The organism is Streptomyces sp. NPDC029164 (genome assembly GCF_055563995.1).
Genome location: NZ_JBVHWW010000009.1, coordinates 75,420 through 94,784, shown reverse-complemented (window position 1 = coordinate 94,784; position 19,365 = coordinate 75,420). Strand labels below are relative to the sequence as shown.

The window sequence follows — 19,365 nt, the reverse complement described above, 5'->3', positions numbered from 1 at the left end:
CGGACACCGGTCCCGGGGGATCCCGGGTGGTGCCACCCCGCATTCTTGACGGCGTTACGGCCTTGTGTCACTCAAGAGCTGGGATCGATCTCCCGCAGGAGCCCGGTGTGCACATCGAAGACGAAGCCTCGCACATCGTCCTTGTGGGGCAGGAACGGGTTGGTGCGAACCCGCTGCATGGACTGGCGGACGTCCTGGTCCACGTCCCGGAAGGCCTCGACGGCCCAGGCGGGACGCTGGCCGACCTCGTCCTCCAGCTCGTGCCGGAAGTCCTCGGTCAGACTTTCGAGGCCGCAGCCGGTGTGGTGGATGAGTATCACCGTGCGGGTGCCGAGGGCCCGCTGGCTGATGGTGAGGGAGCGGATGGTGTCGTCGGTGACCACGCCGCCGGCGTTGCGGATCGTGTGACAGTCGCCGAGCTCCAGGCCGAGGGCCTTGTGCAGGTCGAGTCGGGCGTCCATGCAGGCCACGACGGCCACGTGGAGCACCGGGCGGGCGTCCATCCCGGGGTCGGTGAACTCCGCGGCGTAGCGGCGGTTCGCCTCGACCAGCCGGTCGGTGACGGATCCGCCGACGGGCGCCTCGGACGCGGACTCTGCAGGCAGGGATGCGGAAGTCGTCATGGGTACGACGGTAGTGGTCACGGCCGGTAAAGGCCTCGCGTGAGGTGGGACAAAGAACGTCAACGAGCCTTGTTGTGAGCTAACCCACAGGGGTGGGTGTGAGGCGGCCGTTCGGGTGATTAGCGGCTTTTGCCGGTTCGGTCCGAGAGGCGTGGACGGCGCGCGGGGCGGTTCGTTGACCGCGGCGACCGTTGCACTAAAGTGACGCGAACCGGCCGGAGCCCGGCCCTGACCGGCCGCCCGGCCCCCTGGTAACACTCCGCGTGCGCGGCGCGGCGTATGCCTGCCGCGCCGTTATCTGAGAGGGCGCTTTGACTAGCGAGTCCCGACATGTCCCGGTGATGCTCCAGCGGTGCCTGGACCTGTTGGCCCCGGCGCTGGAGAGGCCCGGGGCGGTCGTCGTCGACTGCACCCTCGGCCTCGGCGGCCACAGCGAGGCCCTGCTGACCCGGTTCCCCGAGGCCCACCTGATCGGCCTCGACCGCGACAAGGAGGCCCTGCGGCTCTCCGGCGAACGCCTCGCGCCCTTCGGCGACCGGGCCACCCTCGTCCACGCGATCTACGCCGACCTCGCCGAGGTCCTCGACGGGCTCGGCATCCCGGCCGTCCAGGGCATCCTCTTCGACCTGGGCGTCTCCTCCATGCAGCTGGACGAGGCCGACCGCGGGTTCGCGTACGCGCAGGACGCGCCGCTGGACATGCGCATGGACCAGACGACGGGCATCAGCGCCGCCGAGGTCCTGAACACCTACGCGCCGGGCGAGCTCGTCCGGATCCTGCGCCAGTACGGCGAGGAGAAGCAGGCCAAGCGCATCGTGTCCGCGGTCGTCCGGGAGCGGGACAAGGAGCCCTTCACCAACAGCGCCCGGCTCGTGGAACTGATCCGCGACTCCCTGCCGCAGGCCGCCAAGCGCACCGGCGGCAACCCGGCGAAGCGGACCTTCCAGGCCCTGCGGATCGAGGTCAACGGCGAGCTCTCGGGCCTGGAGAAGGCCATCCCGGCGGCCGTGGACCGGATCGCGGTCGGCGGCCGGATCGCGGTGCTCTCGTACCACTCGCTCGAGGACCGCCTGGTCAAGCAGGTCTTCGCGGCCGGCGCGGCCTCCACGGCCCCGCCCGGGCTGCCGGTCGTACCGGAGAAGTACCAGCCGAAGCTGAAGCTGCTGACGCGCGGAGCGGAACTGCCGACCGAGGAGGAGATCGCCGAGAACCGGCGGGCCGCCCCGGCGAGGTTCCGCGGGGTCGAACGCATCCGGGAGGCGCTGCTGTGACCAGGGCCGGGAAGGTCGCCACGCTGACCCGCGGGCAGGCGGCCCGGCTCGGCCGGGCGCTCGGCGGCCGCCCGGCCCGCCCCCGCCCCGGCGGACAGGCCGCGCGGATGCCGTTCGTCCTGCTGGTCGTGGCGCTGCTCGGCGGCGGCCTGATCAGCCTGCTGCTGCTGAACTCGGCGCTCAACGAGGGCTCCTTCCAGCTGAGCAAGCTGAAGAAGGAGACCACCGCCCTCACCGACGAGGAGCAGGCGCTGCAGCGGGACGTGGACGCCTACTCGGCCCCCGACGCGCTGCAGCGGCGGGCGCAGGAGCTCGGCCTGGTGCCGGGCGGCAGCCCCGTCTTCATCGGCCCGGACGGCAAGGTCGCCGGCACCGCCGTCCCGGCCGAGGCCTCCCCGAGCCCGACCGTTCCGGCCGCACCCCCGGCGTCGGCCTCGCCGGGCCGGCCCGTTGCCCCCAGCGGGTCGCCACAGTCCAACCCGACCCCTGGAAGGTGACGTCGTGACGCGGACCCCTGCGGGGCTTTCCCCCGCCCCGCCCTTCCACCTCCCCCGGACTTCGTCCGGGAGGGGCCCCCACCCGGGCTCTGCGCGGATCCGGTCCTCAAGCGCCGGACGGGCTGAAAGACTCAGCCCCGCGGGGCCCATCCAGCCCCGCCGGCGTTTGAGGCGGGGGGTCCGGGGCGGAGCCCCGGATCCTTCAGCCCCGCCGGAGCTTGAGGCGGGGGGTCCGGGGCGGAGCCCCAGGGCGCTCGCGCAGCGCGGCCACGGCTGCACCGGCACGCCGCAGGCGGTGGCCGCGTGAGCCCGCAGGAGCCGCCGCGGCGGCGGGTGCCGGGGCCGGCCAGGCCGTCCAGGCCGGGTGACCGGGCGCGGGCGACGGCCCGCCCGGCCTCGCGCCCCGCGACCCGGCGGCCCGCGGCGGCCCGCCGGCCGCACACCATCCGGCTCGGCAGCCCCCGCCCCCGGCTGCGCCTCGTCAGCGTGGGCCTGACCCTCGTCATGCTCGCCTTCGTCGTCCGGCTGCTCCAGGTGCAGGCCGTCGACGCCTCGACCTTCTCCGCCGAGGCCTCCAAGAACCGCTACACCAGCGTCAAGCTGGCCGCCGAGCGCGGCGAGATCACCGACCGCCGCGGCGTGGCCCTCGCCACCAGCGTCGACGCGTACGACATCACCGCCGACCCGAAGATGTTCACGCCGCAGGAGAGCAAGGCCCCGGACGCCCCGGCGCAGGCCGCCGCCCTCCTCGCTCCCATCCTCGGCAAGGACGCCAAGGAGCTCGCCGCCAAGCTGAGCACCAGGAACACCCGGTACGTGGTCCTCGCCCAGCGTCAGACCCCGCAGGTCTGGAACCAGATCAAGGACCTCCAGCGGGTCTTCAGGGACAAGGCGACGGCCGACAAGAAGAACAACGGCCCCGGTGCCAACGTCCTCGCCGGCGTGTTCAAGGAGGACAGCAGCAAGCGCGTGTACCCGAACGGCGACCTCGCCGCCGGGATACTGGGTTACGTCAACGCCGACGGCAAGGGCGGCGGCGGCCTGGAGTCCTCCCTCGACAAGAAGCTGTCCGGCAAGGACGGCGAGATCACCTACGCCCAGTCCGGCGGCCGCAAGGTCCCCACGGCCGGCTCCAACGAGGAGCCCGCCGTCCCCGGCGAGGACATCGTGCTGACCATCGACCGCGACATCCAGTGGGCGGCCCAGAGCGCCATCGCCGAGCAGGTCCAGAAGTCCGAGGCCGACCGCGGCTACGTCATCGTCCAGGACACCCGCACCGGCGAGGTGCTGGCCATGGCCAACGCCCCCGGCTTCGACCCCAACGACCTGACCCGGGCCAGCTCCGCCGCCATGGGCAACGCCGCGCTCCAGGACGTGTACGAGCCCGGCTCCACCGCCAAGGTGATGTCGATGGCCGCCGTGCTGGAGGAGAAGAAGGCCACGCCCGAGACCCGCGTCGAGGTCCCCAACCGGCTGCACCGCGGCGACCGGCTGTTCAAGGACGACATCGACCACCCGACCTGGTACCTGACCCTCAACGGGGTCCTCGCCAAGTCCTCCAACATCGGCACCATCCTGGCCACCGGCCAGCTCGGGCCCACCCAGCCCGAGTCCAACAAGGTCCTGCACTCCTACCTGACCAAGTTCGGCCTCGGCAAGCCCACCGGGCTGAACTACCCCGGCGAGTCCCGCGGCATCCTCGCCAAGCCCGAGGACTGGTCCACCTCGCAGCAGTACACGATTCCTTTCGGCCAGGGCCTGTCCCTCAACGCCATGCAGGCGGCCTCCGTGTACTCGACCATCGCCAACGACGGCGTCCGCATCGAGCCGACCCTGGTGCGCGGCAGCAAGGGCCCCGACGGCCGCCTCACCCCGGCCCCGTCCCCCGAGCAGCACCGCGTGATCAGCCAGGAGACCGCCAGGACCCTCGCCGCGATGCTCGAATCCGTCGTCGACGACCAGGACGGCACCGGCACCAAGGCGAAGATCCCCGGCTACCGGGTCGGCGGCAAGACCGGCACCTCCAACCGGGTGGATCCGGCCACCGGCCGGTACAAGGGCTACACCGCATCCTTCGCCGGTTTCGCCCCCGCGGACAACCCGCGGATCACCGTCTACTGCGCCATCCAGAACCCGACGAAGGGCAGCTACTTCGGCGGCCAGATCTGTGGCCCCATCTACAAGAAGGTCATGGAGTTCGCCCTCAAGACCCTTCAGGTCGCCCCCACCGGAACCGCCCCCGCCGGACTGCCGGTCACCTACGAACCCGGCCCGCAGCCCGCCCCGCAGCCCGCCCCGCAGACCAGTCCGCAGCCCGGTCAGTGACCCACAGCCCGGTCGGCCCGCCAGAAAAGCGTGAGGCACCATCAGTGACAACGATCACCCCGAAACCCGGGAACCAGCCGGTTGCCGACGCCGAGGCCGGGCCCTCGCTTCGCGACCGGCCCGCCGCGCCCGGTACGCTCACCGCCGTGCCCCACGCTGATCAGCCCAGAACCACCCAGAAAGACGCCCCGGCAGCGCCGCCGGGAGCGCCCAGGCCCGCGTCCGCCCGCCCGACCCCTCTGGGCGAGCTGGCCACCCTGCTGGGCATCCCGGCGCCCGCCGCGACGCAGATCACCGGGATCACGCACGACTCGCGTGCGGTCCGCCCCGGAGACCTGTACGCGGCCCTGCCCGGTGCCAGGACGCACGGCGCCGACTTCGCCGCCCAGGCCGCCGGCCTCGGCGCCGCCGCCGTGCTGACCGACCCCGCGGGGGCCGAACGCGCCGCGGCCACCGGCCTGCCGGTCCTCGCGGTCGCCGACCCGCGCGGCCGGATGGGAGAGCTCGCCGCCGCGATCTACGGACGCCCCGGCGAGGACCTGCTCCAGATCGGCATCACCGGCACCTCCGGCAAGACCACCACGGCGTACCTCGTCGAAGGCGGCCTGCGCGCGGCGGGCCGCAGCACCGGACTGGTCGGCACCGTCGAGATGCGCATCGGAGACGAGCGCATCAAGTCCGAGCGGACCACCCCCGAGGCCACCGACCTCCAGGCCCTGTTCGCGGTCATGCGCGAACGCGGCGTCGAGGCCGTGGCGATGGAGGTCTCCAGTCACGCCCTGGTGCTCGGCCGCGTCGACGGCTGCGTCTTCGACGTCGCCGTCTTCAACAACCTGAGCCCGGAACACATGGAGTTCCACTCCGACATGGACGACTATTTCCAGGCGAAGGCGGGGCTCTTCACGCCCCGCCGCGCCCGCCTGGGCGTGGTCAACCTGGACGACGAGTACGGCCGCCGCCTGGTCAAGGAGGCGACCGTCCCGGTCGTCACCTTCTCCGCCGCCGGCGACCCGGCCGCCGACTGGCGCGCCGAGGACGTGGTGTTCGGGCCGGCGAGCTCCACCCTGACCCTGCTGGGCCCCGAAGGGCAGCGCGTCCGGGCGACCGCGCCGCTGCCCGGCCCGTTCAACGTGGCCAACACCGTCGCCGCGATCGTCACCCTCGCCGCCGCCGGCCTCGACCCGCAGACCGCCGCCGACGGCGTCGCCGCGGTCCCCGGGGTGCCCGGCCGGCTGGAGCGGGTGGACGCGGGACAGCCGTACCTCGCCGTCGTCGACTACGCGCACAAGACGGACGCCGTGGAATCGGTCCTGCGCGCCCTGCGCGAGGTCACCGAGGGCAAGCTGCACATCGTGCTCGGCTGCGGCGGCGACCGCGACACCACCAAGCGCTCCCCGATGGGCGCCGCGGCCGCGCGGTACGCCGACGTGGCCGTCCTGACCTCCGACAACCCGCGCTCCGAGGACCCGCTCGCGATCCTCGCCGCGATGTTCGAAGGCGCCGTGTCCGTACCGCCCGCCGAGCGGGGCACCGTCCTGGTCGACGCCGACCGGGCCGCGGCCATCGCCGCGGCCGTCGCGCGCGCCCGGCCCGGCGACACCGTGCTGGTGGCGGGCAAGGGCCACGAGCAGGGCCAGGACACCGCCGGTGTCGTACGGCCCTTCGACGACCGCACCGTGCTCCGCGCCGCGATCGAGCACCAGGCCGTGCTCGACCAGGCGGCCGCGCTCGGTCAAACGACTACGGTCCGACAGGCCGAGGTGAACCAGTGATCGCCCTTTCCCTCGCCGAGATCGCCGACATCACCGGCGGGCGGCCCCACGACATACCGGATCCGTCCGTCCAGGTCACCGGTCCCGTCGTCTACGACTCCCGGGAGGTCCGGCCGGGCAGCCTGTTCGCCGCCTTCGTCGGCGAGCGGGTCGACGGCCACGACTACGCCGAACGCGCGCTGGCCGCCGGCGCCGTGGGCGTCCTCGCGACCCGGCCCGTGGGCGTACCGGCGATCGTCGTACCCGACGTGGTGGCCGCCCTCGGGGCGCTCGCCCGGGCCGTCGTCGCCCGCCTGGGCACGGACGTCGTCGCCCTCACCGGCTCCGCCGGCAAGACCTCCACCAAGGACCTCGTCGCGCAGGTGCTCCAGCACCACGCGCCGACCGTGTGGACCCCCGGGAACCTGAACAACGAGATCGGCCTGCCGATCACGACGCTGCGCGTCACCGAGGAGACGCAGCACCTGGTCCTGGAGATGGGCGCCCGCGGCATCGGCCACATCCGCTACCTCACCGGCCTGACGCCCCCGCGGATCGGGCTGGTCCTCAACGTCGGCACCGCGCACATCGGCGAGTTCGGCGGCCGCGAGCAGATCGCCCAGGCCAAGGGGGAGCTGGTCGAGGCGCTGCCGGCCGAGGCGGAGGGCGGTGTCGCCGTCCTCAACGCGGACGACCTGCTGGTCCGTGCCATGGCCGAGCGCACGAAGGCCCGTACGGTGCTGTTCGGTGAGGCCGAGGACGCCGACATCCGGGCCACCGAAGTCCGCATGACGGACAGGGGACAGGCTTCCTTCACATTGCGAACACCGACCGGGTGCAGCGACGTGACCTTGCGGCTGTACGGTGAGCACCACGTGTCGAACGCGCTCGCCGCGGCCGCCGTTGCCCATGTACTGGGCATGTCCGTCGAGGAGATCGCCACCGCGCTCTCCGGGGCGGGCACGCTGTCCCGGTGGCGGATGGAGGTCACCGAGCGCGCGGACGGTGTGACGATCGTCAACGACGCCTACAACGCGAATCCCGAGTCCATGCGGGCCGCACTGCGCGCGCTCGCCGCGATGGGCGGTGCCGGCAGGGCGAACGGGGGACGCACGTGGGCGGTGCTCGGCCCGATGGCCGAGCTCGGGGACGACGCGCTCGCCGAGCACGACGCGGTCGGGCGACTTGTCGTCCGGCTCAACGTGAGCAAGCTCGTCGCAGTCGGGGGCAGGGAAGCCTCCTGGCTGCAACTGGGCGCATATAACGAGGGTTCGTGGGGTGAGGAGTCGGTGCTCGTGTCCGACGCGCAGGCGGCGGTCGACCTGTTGCGCAGTGAACTGCGCCCGGGTGACGTCGTGCTGGTGAAGGCTTCCAGGTCGGCCGGTCTGGAGCGGGTGGCCCAGGCCCTGCTCGAGGGCACTGTCGAGGGCGAGGTCCCCGGCCGATGAGGCAGATCCTGTTCGCCGGTGTCATCGGCATGTTCCTCACCGTTGTCGGGACCCCGCTGCTGATCAAGCTGCTGGCCCGGAAGGGCTACGGCCAGTTCATCCGCGACGACGGCCCGCGCGGCCACGCCGGGAAGAAGGGCACGCCCACCATGGGCGGCATCTCCTTCATCCTGGCCACGCTCGTCGCGTACGCCCTGACGAAGGTCATCACCGGTGAGGCGGTGAGCTTCTCGGGCCTGCTCGTCCTCTTCCTGATGACGGGCATGGGCGTGGTCGGCTACCTCGACGACTACATCAAGATCGTCAAGCGGCGCTCGCTCGGTCTGCGGGCCAAGGCCAAGATGTCCGGCCAGCTGATCGTCGGCATCGCCTTCGCGGTGCTCGCACTGCAGTTCAAGGACTCGCGCGGGCTGACCCCGGCCTCCACCAAGCTGTCGTTCGTGACGGACTTCGGCTGGTCGATCGGCCCGGTGCTGTTCGTCGTCTGGGCGCTGTTCATGATCCTGGCCATGTCCAACGGCGTGAACCTGACCGACGGTCTGGACGGTCTGGCCACCGGCGCCGCCGTGATGGTCTTCGGCGCCTACACCTTCATCGGCGTCTGGCAGTTCCAGGAGTCCTGCGTCAACGCGCAGACCCTGCCCAGCCCGAACGCCTGCTTCGAGGTACGCGACCCGCTGGACCTCGCCGTGGTCGCCTCCGCCCTGATGGGCGCCTGCTTCGGCTTCCTGTGGTGGAACACCTCGCCCGCCAAGATCTTCATGGGTGACACCGGCTCGCTGGCCCTCGGCGGCGCGCTCGCCGGTCTCGCGATCTGCTCCCGCACGGAGTTCCTGATCGCCCTGCTCGGCGGCCTCTTCGTCCTCATCACCATGTCGGTCGTCATCCAGGTCGGCTCGTTCAAGATGACCGGGAAGCGCGTCTTCCGGATGGCCCCGCTACAGCACCACTTCGAACTCAAGGGCTGGTCCGAAGTCCTTGTGGTGGTCCGCTTCTGGATCATCCAGGGCATGTGCGTGATCGTGGGTCTCGGTCTCTTCTACGCGGGATGGGCAGCCGACAAGTGACCTCCTGGCAGGGCAAGAACATCACCGTGGCCGGTCTCGGCGTGAGTGGCATCAGTGCCGCACGCGCCCTGGCCGGCCTCGGCGCCGTCGTGACCGTCGTCGACGGCGGCGACGGCGAGGGCCACCGCGCCCGCGCCGCCGAACTGGCCGAGCTGGGGATCTCCGTACGCCTCGCGGACGCCGAGACCCTCCCCGAGGGCACCGAGCTGGTCGTCACCTCGCCCGGCTGGAAGCCCGACAGCCCGCTGTTCGCGGCCGCCGCCGCCGCGGGTGTGGACGTGGTCGGTGACGTCGAGATCGCCTGGCAGCTGCGCGGTGAGAACGCCGCCCCCTGGCTCGCCATCACCGGTACGAACGGCAAGACCACCACCACCCAGATGCTGGCGTCGATCCTGAAGGCCGCCGGCCTGCGCACCGCCGCCGTCGGCAACATCGGCACCCCCATCATCGACGTGGTGCTCGGCGAGCAGCAGTACGACGTGCTCGCCGTGGAACTCTCCAGCTACCAGCTGCACTGGGCGCCCTCGCTGCGCGTCCACTCGGGCGCCGTCCTCAACCTGGCCCCGGACCACCTCGACTGGCACGGCTCGATGCAGGCGTACGCCGCCGACAAGGGCCGGATCTACGAGGGCAATACGGTGGCCTGTGTCTACAACGTCGCCGACAAGGCCACCGAGGACCTGGTCGTCGAGGCCGACGTCGAAGAGGGCTGCCGGGCGATCGGCTTCACCCTCGGCGCCCCCGGCCCCTCCATGCTCGGCGTCGTCGACGGCATCCTCGTCGACCGCGCGTTCGTCGAAAACCGGCAGAAGAACGCCCAGGAGCTCGCCGAGGTCAAGGACGTCAACCCGCCCGCCCCGCACAACATCGCCAACGCGCTCGCCGCGGCGGCCCTGGCCCGCGCCTTCGGCGTGGAGCCGCGCGCGGTCCGCGACGGGCTGCGCAACTTCCGCCCCGACGCCCACCGGGTCGCGCACGTGGACGAGGTCGGCGGGGTCACGTACGTCGACGACTCCAAGGCCACCAACACGCACGCGGCCGAGGCCTCGCTGGCCGCCTTCGAGCCGGTCGTGTGGATCGCCGGCGGCCTCGCCAAGGGCGCGACCTTCGACGAGCTCGTGCAGAAGTCGGCGAAGCGGCTGCGCGGCGTGGTGCTGATCGGCGCCGACCGGGCGCTGATCGCCGAGGCGCTGGCGCGACACGCCCCCGAGGTCCCGGTCGTCGACCTCGACCGGACCGACACTGGGGCGATGCTCGCAGCGGTCCGGGAGGCGGCCGCGCTCGCCGAGCCCGGCGACACGGTCCTGCTGGCACCTGCCTGTGCGTCGATGGACATGTTCGCGAACTACAACAAGCGTGGGGACGCATTCGCCGACGCGGTGCGCGAACTGGCCGCCGAGAGCGCCGCGGACACGGTCTAGGCCGGGGCTCCGGGGCAGGTTCCCTCCGGCCGGCTGCTCGCCTCGTACGAGTGGAGGGGAAGATCACAGATGCCGGCCAAGCAGATGCTGCCGGGGCGGCGGCCGTCCGCCGTGAAGGCGCAGGGCCGCAAACGGCCCGTGGTGCGTGTGAAGCGGCCCGCGGGGCGCGGGCCGCTGGCCGGGCTGCGGCGTACGCAGCGGCAGTTGCGCAAGGCCTGGGACCGTCCGCTCACCGCCTATTACCTGATTTTCGGCAGTTCGCTGCTCATCACCGTGCTCGGCCTGGTGATGGTGTACTCGGCCTCCATGATCAAGGCCCTCCAGCTCGGCCTCGGTGACGCGTACTTCTTCAAGAAGCAGTTCCTCGCGGCCCTCATCGGCACCGGACTCCTGCTGGTCGCCTCCCGGATGCCCGTCAAGCTCCACCGGGCGCTGTCCTATCCGGTGCTCGCCGGCACGCTGTTCCTGATGGTCCTGGTCCAAATCCCCGGGATAGGGGTCTCGATCAACGGCAACCAGAATTGGATCTCCCTTGGCGGTCCGTTCATGTTGCAGCCCAGTGAGTTCGGCAAGCTGGCACTGATCCTCTGGGGCGCCGACCTGCTCGCGCGCAAGGGCGACAAGGGGCTGCTCAGCCAGTGGAAGCACCTGCTGGTGCCGCTGGTCCCGGTGGCCTTCCTGCTGCTCGGGCTGATCATGCTGGGCGGGGACATGGGCACCGCGATGATCCTCGGTGCCATCCTGTTCGGTCTGCTCTGGCTCGCGGGCGCCCCCACCCGGATGTTCGCCGGGGTACTGGCCTTCGCGGGTGCGATCGTCGCCCTGCTCATCAAGACCAGTCCGCACCGGATGGACCGGCTGGAGTGCCTCGGTGCGACAGACCCGGGCAAGAACGACCTTTGCTGGCAGGCCGTGCACGGGATCTACGCCCTCGCCTCGGGCGGATGGTTCGGTTCCGGCCTGGGTGCAAGTGTGGAAAAATGGGGGCAACTACCCGAAGCCCACACCGACTTCATCTTCGCCATCACCGGGGAGGAACTGGGTCTCGCGGGGACGCTGTCGGTGCTCGCCCTGTTCGCGGCTCTAGGCTATGCGGGTATCCGCGTGGCCGGACGCACGGAGGATTCCTTCGTACGGTTTGCCGCGGGAGGCGTGACCACCTGGATCACGGCCCAGGCCGTGATCAACATCGGTGCGGTGCTCGGCCTGCTGCCGATCGCCGGAGTCCCGCTCCCGCTGTTCTCCTACGGAGGGTCAGCCCTGCTGCCGACCATGTTCGCGGTCGGACTGCTCATCGCCTTCGCGCGTGAGGAGCCGGCGGCGCGCGCGGCCCTCGCGATGCGACAGCCGAAGACCGGCTGGTGGCGGACCGGGGTGAGATGGAAGTCGATGAGACGGCGCGTCAAGAAGCGTCCGTCCGGAGAGCGGTGAATTTCGGTGCATGTCGTACTCGCCGGTGGGGGGACCGCCGGCCACATCGAGCCGGCGCTCGCCCTCGCGGACGCCCTGCGCAGGCAGGACCCTTCAGTGGGCATCACCGCCCTCGGCACCGAGCGCGGGCTGGAGACCCGCCTGGTGCCGGAGCGCGGCTACGAACTCGGGCTGATCCCCGCCGTGCCGCTGCCCCGCAAGCCGACCCCGGAACTGATCACCGTCCCCGGACGGCTGCGCGGCACCATCAAGGCCGCGGAGGAGATCCTCATCCGCACCAAGGCCGACTGCGTCGTCGGTTTCGGCGGTTACGTGGCCCTGCCCGGCTACCTCGCGGCCAAGCGGCTCGGGGTGCCGATCATCGTCCACGAGGCCAACGCCCGGCCCGGACTGGCCAACAAGATCGGCTCCCGGTACGCGCACGCCGTCGCGGTCTCCACCCCCGACAGCAAGCTGCGCGGCGCCCGCTACGTGGGCATCCCGCTGCGCCGCACCATCTCCACCCTCGACCGGGCCGCGGTCCGCCCGGAGGCGCGCGCCACCTTCGGCCTGGACCCCAACCTGCCGACGCTGCTGGTCTCCGGCGGCTCACAGGGAGCCCGCCGCCTCAACGAGACGATCCAGCAGGTCGCTGCGACCCTGCAGCGCTCCGGCGTCCAGATCCTGCACGCCGTCGGCCCGAAGAACGAACTGCCGCGTGTCGACAACATGCCCGGGATGCCGCCGTATGTACCGGTACCGTACGTGGACCGGATGGATCTCGCGTACGCCGCCGCCGACATGATGCTGTGCCGCGCGGGTGCGATGACCGTCGCCGAACTCTCCGCCGTCGGGCTCCCCGCCGCCTACGTCCCGCTGCCGATCGGCAACGGCGAACAGCGGCTCAACGCCCAGCCGGTGGTCAAGGCCGGCGGCGGCCTCCTCGTGGACGACGCGGAACTGACGCCCGAGTGGGTGCTCAGCCAGGTCCTCCCGGTGCTGTCCGACCCGCACCGCCTGTACGAGATGTCCCGCGCCGCCGGTGAGTTCGGCCGGCGCGACGCCGACGAGCTGCTGGTCGGCATGGTGTACGAGGCGATCGCGGCCCACAGGAACCGCTGACGCGCAGCCCAGACGCAGGAGGCACAGGAGTGGCCGGAGCGACGACCGCACAGCGCGGCACCCCTGGTCCCGGCGGGTCCGGCCGGCCCGTCCGCAAGGGCGCCGACTCCCCCAAACCACCCAAGCCCCCCAAGTCAGGCAAGTCCGCGAAGGGATCCGGCCCGCAGGGCCCCGGCGCACGCCTGCGCCGGGGCCCCGTGCTGGTCTCCCTGGCCGCCGCGGTGCTCCTCGTCGCGGGCGGGACCTGGGTGCTCTACGGCTCCTCCTGGCTCCGCGTCGAGAAGGTCACCGCCACCGGCACGGAGGTTCTCACCCCCGAGCAGGTCCTCTCGGCCGCGGCCGTGCCCGTCGGCGCGCCCCTGGTGAGCGTGGACACCGCCGAGATCGAGAGCCGCGTCCGCGGCCGGCTGCCCCGCATCGATTCGGTCGATGTGGTGCGGGCCTGGCCGCATGGAATCGGGCTGAAAGTGACGGAACGCAAACCCGTCCTGCTCATCAAAAAGGACGCCAACTTCGTCGAAGTGGACGCTTCGGGTGTGCGATTCGACACGGTTCCGAAAGCACCCGCGGGTGTTCCGGTCCTCGAATTGAACGCCGCACGATCCCCGAGCGCCCGCCGCTTCGACGAGGAACGGCTGCTGCGCGAGGCGGTCCTCGTCGCGGGCGCCCTCCCGGAACCGGTCGCCCGGGAAACCGTGCAGGTCAAGGTGGGTTCCTATGATTCCGTGGTCCTGGAGCTCACGAGGGGCCGCTCCGTGACGTGGGGGAGCGGTGAACAGAGCGAGGCGAAGGGGCGTGCGCTGACCGCTTTGCTGAAAGCCGCGCCCAAGGCCGGTCACTTCGACGTGAGCGTCCCCACCGCCCCTGCGGTGTCCGGGAGTTGACTCCCGGTCGAACAACGACGCACCCTGGTTGGCCAGCGATACGGGTGATCACATAGGGTGAAAAGAAAAACGGGAGGTTCGGCGTGTTCGTTGAACACGCGCTACTTGTCGACTTAGTGTCCTGTTCGGAAGAGTCCAAGGAACAGACACACCCCTAACCCTAAACTTCAGGGTGAGGGTTCGGGTCGGCGCGTTCGGACCGTCCCTATTTCGGCATCAGTCGTCGCAACGCAGGCCCGCGAGGCGGCGACACGTAACTCGAGGCGAGAGGCCTTCGACGTGGCAGCACCGCAGAACTACCTCGCAGTCATCAAGGTCATCGGTGTCGGCGGCGGTGGTGTCAATGCCATCAACCGAATGATCGAGGTCGGTCTCAAGGGCGTCGAGTTCATCGCCATCAACACGGACGCCCAAGCGCTGTTGATGAGCGACGCCGACGTCAAGCTCGACGTCGGCCGTGAACTCACCCGGGGCCTCGGCGCCGGCGCCAACCCGGCCGTCGGCCGCAAGGCGGCAGAGGACCACCGCGAGGAGATCGAGGAGGTCCTCAAGGGGGCCGACATGGTCTTCGTCACCGCCGGTGAAGGCGGCGGCACCGGCACCGGCGGCGCACCCGTCGTCGCCAACATCGCTCGCTCGCTGGGCGCCCTGACGATCGGTGTGGTCACCCGGCCGTTCACCTTCGAGGGCCGGCGCCGCGCGAACCAGGCGGAGGACGGCATCGCCGAGCTCCGCGAAGAGGTCGACACCCTCATCGTCATCCCCAACGACCGACTGCTGTCCATCTCGGACCGCCAGGTCAGCGTGCTCGACGCCTTCAAGTCGGCCGACCAGGTCCTGCTCTCGGGCGTCCAGGGCATCACCGACCTCATCACCACCCCGGGTCTGATCAACCTCGACTTCGCCGACGTCAAGTCCGTGATGTCCGAGGCCGGCTCGGCCCTGATGGGCATCGGCTCGGCCCGCGGCGACGACCGCGCGGTGGCCGCGGCCGAGATGGCGATCTCCTCGCCGCTGCTGGAGGCGTCCATCGACGGCGCCCGCGGCGTGCTGCTCTCCATCTCCGGCGGCTCGGACCTCGGTCTCTTCGAGATCAACGAGGCCGCGCAGCTGGTGAGCGAGGCCGCGCACCCCGAGGCGAACATCATCTTCGGTGCCGTCATCGACGACGCGCTCGGCGACGAGGTACGGGTCACCGTCATCGCGGCCGGGTTCGACGGCGGACAGCCCCCGGCCCGCCGGGACAACGTCATCGGCGCGGCGTCCACCAAGCGCGAGGAGCCGGCCCCGGCTCCGGTCCGCGCCGCCGAGCCGGCCCGCCCGGCCTTCGGCGGACTCGGCACGGTCACCCCGCGCGAGGACCCCCCGGCCCCGGTCGAGCCGGCCCCGGTCGAGACCCAGGCCCCCGCGCCGCAGGTCCCCACGGCCCGCCCGTACCAGGACAGCCCGGCCGAGGAACTGGACGTCCCGGACTTCTTGAAGTGACACCGGAGCAGCACCACGTGGGCGGCGCCCACTTCGCCTTCACCGACCGGTGGGGCGGGGTGAGCGCCGTTCCGTACGAAGAGCTCAACCTCGGCGGCGCGGTCGGAGACGACCCGGCCGCCGTTCTCGCGAACCGGGCACTGGCGGCGCGCTCCCTGGGGCTCGCCCCGGACCGGGTGGTCTGGATGAACCAGGTGCACGGCCGCGACGTGGCGGTGGTCGACGGACCGTGGCCTTTCGGCGAGGACGTCCCGGCGGTGGACGCGGTGGTGACCGCCCGTCGGGGGCTAGCCCTCGCGGTGCTCACCGCCGACTGCACGCCCGTCCTGCTGGCGGACCCCGTCGCCGGGGTCGCCGGGGCCGCCCACGCCGGGCGGCCGGGACTGGTCGCCGGGGTGGTGCCCGCGGCCGTGGCGGCGATGGTCTCCCTCGGTGCCGAACCCGGACGGATCATCGCCGTCACCGGACCCGCGGTCTGCGGGCACTGCTACGAGGTGCCCGCCGAGATGCGGGAGGCGGTGGCCGAAGTGGTGCCCGCCGCCCGGGCCGAGACCAGCTGGGGGACACCGGCCGTGGACGTGGTCGCCGGAGTGCACGCGCAGCTCGCGGAGGCGGGGGTGGTGAACAGCCGCCGCTCCCCGGTCTGCACACTGGAGTCGCGGGACCACTTCTCGTACCGCCGCGACCGGGTGACCGGACGGCTCGCCGGATATGTCTGGTTGACAGAGGCTTCCCGGGGGACGAACCCCGGACCCCCGGGGGGAAAGAAGAATGACGGATCGTAAGTCGGAGCTCGCCGAGAACCTGGCGCGGGTGGAGGAACGTATCTCGTCCGCCTGCGCGGCGGCGGGCCGGGCGCGGGACGAGGTGACGCTCATCGTGGTCACCAAGACCTATCCCGCGAGCGACGTACGACTGCTGGCGGACCTGGGCGTCCGTCATGTTGCGGAGAATCGCGACCAGGATGCCGCCCCCAAGGCCGCGGCCTGCGCGGATCTGCCGCTCAGCTGGCACTTCGTCGGCCAGTTGCAGACGAACAAAGTCCGTTCCGTGGCGGGATACGCGCATGTGGTGCAGTCCGTCGACCGCCCCCGGCTCGTGACCGCCCTCTCGGCCGCCGCCTCGAACGCCGGCCGGGAGCTCGGCTGCCTCGTGCAGATCGCCCTCGACGCGGAGTCGGGGGAGCGCGGGGCCCGCGGCGGCGCGGCGCCGGAGCAGCTCGCGGAGTTGGCGGACCTCGTCGCCGCGGCGCCGGGGCTGCGGATCGACGGACTGATGACCGTCGCTCCGCTGTCCGGCCCCTACGCGGGACGCGAACAGGCCGCCTTCGCGCGGTTGATGGAATTGTCATCCCGCATGCGCGCGGACCATCCTGCTGCCACGATGGTGTCGGCCGGGATGAGCGCGGACCTGGAACAGGCCGTTGCGGCCGGTGCGACACATGTACGCGTCGGCACTGCGGTACTCGGCGCGAGACCCCGGCTCGGGTAACGTCGCGAAGAAAGTCGGACCACAGCAGAAAATATGGTCATTCCCGCCGATGAGTGGGCAGACCACGTGGATCGCGGGCAGTTGGTGACATTCGTGACACAGCGGCACCTGCGACAGGGCGATCCACCACAGAGCGGAGGACTCGGAGAATGGCCGGCGCGATGCGCAAGATGGCGGTCTACCTCGGCCTCGTGGAGGACGACCGGTACGACAACCCGGGGTACGACCCCGACGACGAGTTCGAGCCCGAGCCGGAGATGGAACGGGCTCGGGAGCGGGATCGCCGACAGCAGCCCGTGCACCAATCGCCCGTTTCGGACGAACCGGTACGAGCCGTACAGCCTCCGGCGCAGCGGGAGCCCATCCCAATTCCGGTGGAAAACGGACGTCCTGCGCGAATTGCCCCCGTGGCATCCATCACACCTGATCGCTCGAACCTGGAGAAGAACGCCCCCGTGATCATGCCCAAGGTCGTCTCCGAGCGGGAGCCGTACCGCATCACGACGCTGCACCCCCGGACCTACAACGAGGCCCGTACCATCGGGGAACACTTCCGTGAGGGCACTCCGGTGATCATGAATCTCACGGAGATGGACGACACGGACGCGAAGCGTCTCGTGGACTTCGCCGCCGGACTCGTCTTCGGTCTGCACGGCAGCATTGAACGCGTGACACAGAAGGTGTTCCTGCTGTCGCCTGCTAACGTCGATGTCACGGCGGAGGACAAGGCTCGCATCGCGGAGGGCGGGTTCTTCAACCAAAGCTAGACCGATCCGTCAGATACGGGACCGGGAACAGAGCGGGAAACGGGGAGAGGGAAGCGCGGGATGGGCGTCGCACTACAGGTGGTCTACATCGCGCTGATGTGCTTCCTCATCGTGCTGATCTTCCGACTGGTCATGGACTACGTGTTCCAGTTCGCACGTTCATGGGCACCCGGCAAGGCGATGGTGGTCGTTCTGGAGGCCACCTACACTGTCACCGATCCACCGCTCAAGCTTCTTCGGCGGCTCATCCCGCCGTTGCGTCTCGGGGGCGTGGCACTCGACCTGTCCTTCTTCGTTCTGATGATCATCGTTTACATCCTCATCAGTTTCGTGAGCACCGCTGCGAGAAGCGTGTGAACGATGAACTTCTCCGCGCGCGCGGGGACAGTCCCGATACGGTCTTGCCGACTGCCGACGACTACGTAGAGGTGAAGAAGACATGCCGCTGACTCCCGAGGACGTGCGGAACAAGCAGTTCACGACCGTCCGCCTCCGAGAAGGCTATGACGAGGACGAGGTCGATGCCTTCCTCGACGAGGTCGAGTCCGAACTGACGCGCCTGCTGCGCGAGAACGAGGACCTGCGCGCCAAGCTGGCAGCCGCCACGCGTGCCGCCGCGCAGAACCAGCAGCAGCAGGGCATGCGCAAGCCGGAACCCCAGGACCAGCGCGGCCCCGGCGCCCCCGTGCCCGCGGCCATATCCGGCCCGCCGCAGCAGCAGATGGGCCCGCCGCAGCTCCCGGGCGGCCAGCCGCAGCTCCCGCCGGGCCCCGGCGGCCAGGGCCAGCAGGGCCCCGGCCCGATGGGCGGCCCCATGGGCGGCCCCATGCAGCAGCACCCCATGGGCGGACCGCAGGGCATGGGCCAGCAGGGCATGGGCCAGCAGCCCATGGGCCAGCAGGGCATGGGCCAGCAGGGCATGGGCCAGCAGCAGTCGATGGGCGGCCAGAACCAGATGGGCCAGCAGATGCAGCCCATGGGCCAGCAGATGCAGCAGATGGGCCAGCAGATGCAGCCCATGAGCCAGCCGATGCAGCAGATGCAGCAGCAGCCGCAGCTCCCGCAGCAGGGCCCCGGTGGCGACAGTGCCGCCCGCGTCCTGTCGCTGGCGCAGCAGACCGCCGACCAGGCGATCGCGGAGGCCCGCTCCGAGGCCAACAAGATCGTCGGTGAGGCCCGGTCGCGCGCCGAGGGCCTGGAGCGGGACGCCCGCGCCAAGGCCGACGCGCTGGAGCGGGACGCGCAGGAGAAGCACCGCGTCGCGATGGGCTCCCTGGAGTCCGCCCGCGCCACGCTGGAGCGCAAGGTCGAGGACCTGCGGGGCTTCGAGCGTGAGTACCGTACGCGTCTGAAGTCCTACCTGGAGTCGCAGCTGCGCCAGCTGGAGACCCAGGCCGACGACTCGCTCGCCCCGCCGCGGAACCCGGCCGGTCCCGCACTGCCGCCGTCGCCCTCGATGGCTCCGGCCGGTGCGATGGGGCACTCCATGGGTGGACCCTCGATGGGCGGCCCGTCGCCCATGGGCGGCCCCTCCCCGATGGGCGCGGGCCCGTCGTACGGCGGCCAGCAGCAGATGTCCCCGGCGATGACCCAGCCGATGGCTCCGGTGCGGCCGGCTGCGCCGCAGCCGATGCAGGCGCCGTCGCCGATGCGGGGCTTTCTGATCGACGAGGACGACAACTAGGCGCCGCCGCCGTCTCTGCGGTCGGCAGCCGCGCTTTCCGGGCCGGGGGGGGGGGGGGGGGGGGGCGCAGGACGAGACCCGTTTCGTGCCCCTGTTTGGTGTTATTTTTGGGGGGGTGG

The 19,365-nt window shown here is 71.2% G+C and carries 17 protein-coding genes; 16 read left to right on the top strand and 1 reads right to left on the bottom strand.

Going from position 1 to position 19,365, the window contains the following annotated elements:
• Positions 1 to 71: 71 nt before the first annotated feature.
• Positions 72 to 623 (bottom strand): beta-class carbonic anhydrase, encoded by a 552-nt coding sequence (locus ACZ4VT_RS11220; protein WP_362813149.1) that lies wholly within the window; start codon positions 621 to 623, stop codon positions 72 to 74.
• 311 nt (positions 624 to 934) lie between these two features.
• On the opposite strand from ACZ4VT_RS11220, the gene rsmH reads away from it, so the two are divergent.
• From rsmH to ACZ4VT_RS11140, 16 genes are all read left to right on the top strand, one after another.
• Positions 935 to 1,894 carry a 16S rRNA (cytosine(1402)-N(4))-methyltransferase RsmH gene (gene rsmH, locus ACZ4VT_RS11215; RefSeq protein ID WP_467948533.1) on the top strand — a complete coding sequence of 320 codons (960 nt, stop codon included), beginning with the start codon at positions 935 to 937 and terminating at the stop codon, positions 1,892 to 1,894.
• Entirely contained in the window at positions 1,891 to 2,391 is a 501-nt protein-coding gene (ftsL, locus tag ACZ4VT_RS11210) for a cell division protein FtsL (protein WP_467948531.1), read from the top strand. Before rsmH ends, ftsL begins: the two co-directional genes overlap by 4 nt.
• Positions 2,392 to 2,694: 303 nt before the next feature.
• The gene (locus ACZ4VT_RS11205) at positions 2,695 to 4,716 is read left to right on the top strand and encodes a peptidoglycan D,D-transpeptidase FtsI family protein (protein WP_467948529.1); all 2,022 of its coding nucleotides are present in this window, start codon (positions 2,695 to 2,697) and stop codon (positions 4,714 to 4,716) included.
• Between the two features lie 44 nt (positions 4,717 to 4,760).
• Positions 4,761 to 6,488: a UDP-N-acetylmuramoyl-L-alanyl-D-glutamate--2,6-diaminopimelate ligase gene (locus ACZ4VT_RS11200; RefSeq protein WP_467948527.1), complete on the top strand. Its 1,728-nt coding sequence runs from the start codon at positions 4,761 to 4,763 to the stop codon at positions 6,486 to 6,488.
• Positions 6,485 to 7,915, top strand: coding sequence for a UDP-N-acetylmuramoyl-tripeptide--D-alanyl-D-alanine ligase (locus ACZ4VT_RS11195; protein WP_467948525.1), 1,431 nt, complete (start codon positions 6,485 to 6,487; stop codon positions 7,913 to 7,915). The genes ACZ4VT_RS11200 and ACZ4VT_RS11195 overlap by 4 nt, the downstream gene beginning before the upstream one ends.
• The gene (mraY, locus tag ACZ4VT_RS11190) at positions 7,912 to 8,982 is read left to right on the top strand and encodes a phospho-N-acetylmuramoyl-pentapeptide-transferase (RefSeq protein ID WP_467948523.1); all 1,071 of its coding nucleotides are present in this window, start codon (positions 7,912 to 7,914) and stop codon (positions 8,980 to 8,982) included. Before ACZ4VT_RS11195 ends, mraY begins: the two co-directional genes overlap by 4 nt.
• Positions 8,964 to 10,403 (top strand): UDP-N-acetylmuramoyl-L-alanine--D-glutamate ligase, encoded by a 1,440-nt coding sequence (gene murD, locus ACZ4VT_RS11185; RefSeq protein ID WP_467948521.1) that lies wholly within the window; start codon positions 8,964 to 8,966, stop codon positions 10,401 to 10,403. Before mraY ends, murD begins: the two co-directional genes overlap by 19 nt.
• Positions 10,404 to 10,472: 69 nt before the next feature.
• Positions 10,473 to 11,834, top strand: coding sequence for a putative lipid II flippase FtsW (ftsW, locus tag ACZ4VT_RS11180; RefSeq protein ID WP_467948519.1), 1,362 nt, complete (start codon positions 10,473 to 10,475; stop codon positions 11,832 to 11,834).
• A 6-nt stretch (positions 11,835 to 11,840) separates the two neighbouring features.
• The gene (gene murG, locus ACZ4VT_RS11175; protein WP_467948517.1) at positions 11,841 to 12,935 is read left to right on the top strand and encodes an undecaprenyldiphospho-muramoylpentapeptide beta-N-acetylglucosaminyltransferase; all 1,095 of its coding nucleotides are present in this window, start codon (positions 11,841 to 11,843) and stop codon (positions 12,933 to 12,935) included.
• A 29-nt stretch (positions 12,936 to 12,964) separates the two neighbouring features.
• Positions 12,965 to 13,819, top strand: a complete 855-nt coding sequence (locus ACZ4VT_RS11170; protein WP_467948515.1) for a cell division protein FtsQ/DivIB — start codon at positions 12,965 to 12,967, stop codon at positions 13,817 to 13,819.
• A gap of 279 nt (positions 13,820 to 14,098) precedes the next feature.
• Positions 14,099 to 15,304, top strand: a complete 1,206-nt coding sequence (gene ftsZ, locus ACZ4VT_RS11165; protein ID WP_327413503.1) for a cell division protein FtsZ — start codon at positions 14,099 to 14,101, stop codon at positions 15,302 to 15,304.
• Between the two features lie 17 nt (positions 15,305 to 15,321).
• Positions 15,322 to 16,089, top strand: coding sequence for a peptidoglycan editing factor PgeF (gene pgeF, locus ACZ4VT_RS11160; RefSeq protein ID WP_467948670.1), 768 nt, complete (start codon positions 15,322 to 15,324; stop codon positions 16,087 to 16,089).
• A complete protein-coding gene (locus tag ACZ4VT_RS11155; protein WP_467948514.1) occupies positions 16,076 to 16,795 on the top strand; it encodes a YggS family pyridoxal phosphate-dependent enzyme in 720 nt (239 codons plus the stop codon). The genes pgeF and ACZ4VT_RS11155 overlap by 14 nt, the downstream gene beginning before the upstream one ends.
• A gap of 149 nt (positions 16,796 to 16,944) precedes the next feature.
• Positions 16,945 to 17,562, top strand: a complete 618-nt coding sequence (locus ACZ4VT_RS11150) for a cell division protein SepF (protein WP_467948512.1) — start codon at positions 16,945 to 16,947, stop codon at positions 17,560 to 17,562.
• A 60-nt stretch (positions 17,563 to 17,622) separates the two neighbouring features.
• A complete protein-coding gene (locus ACZ4VT_RS11145; protein ID WP_030707331.1) occupies positions 17,623 to 17,919 on the top strand; it encodes a YggT family protein in 297 nt (98 codons plus the stop codon).
• A gap of 82 nt (positions 17,920 to 18,001) precedes the next feature.
• On the top strand, positions 18,002 to 19,246 hold the full coding sequence (locus tag ACZ4VT_RS11140) for a DivIVA domain-containing protein (RefSeq protein WP_467948510.1): 1,245 nt from the start codon (positions 18,002 to 18,004) through the stop codon (positions 19,244 to 19,246).
• The last annotated feature ends 119 nt before the right edge of the window (positions 19,247 to 19,365 follow it).

What these genes read in the sequence shown, in the direction of transcription:
- ACZ4VT_RS11150 (WP_467948512.1), top strand. Translation starts at nt 16,945, where the DNA reads ATGGCCGGCGCGATGCGCAAGATGGCGGTCTACCTCGGCCTCGTGGAG.
- ACZ4VT_RS11140 (WP_467948510.1), top strand. Translation starts at nt 18,002, where the DNA reads ATGCCGCTGACTCCCGAGGACGTGCGGAACAAGCAGTTCACGACCGTC.
- ftsW (WP_467948519.1), top strand. Translation starts at nt 10,473, where the DNA reads ATGCCGGCCAAGCAGATGCTGCCGGGGCGGCGGCCGTCCGCCGTGAAG.
- ACZ4VT_RS11220 (WP_362813149.1), bottom strand. Translation starts at nt 623, where the DNA reads ATGACGACTTCCGCATCCCTGCCTGCAGAGTCCGCGTCCGAGGCGCCC.
- mraY (WP_467948523.1), top strand. Translation starts at nt 7,912, where the DNA reads ATGAGGCAGATCCTGTTCGCCGGTGTCATCGGCATGTTCCTCACCGTT.
- ACZ4VT_RS11145 (WP_030707331.1), top strand. Translation starts at nt 17,623, where the DNA reads ATGGGCGTCGCACTACAGGTGGTCTACATCGCGCTGATGTGCTTCCTC.
- ACZ4VT_RS11155 (WP_467948514.1), top strand. Translation starts at nt 16,076, where the DNA reads ATGACGGATCGTAAGTCGGAGCTCGCCGAGAACCTGGCGCGGGTGGAG.
- murD (WP_467948521.1), top strand. Translation starts at nt 8,964, where the DNA reads ATGGGCAGCCGACAAGTGACCTCCTGGCAGGGCAAGAACATCACCGTG.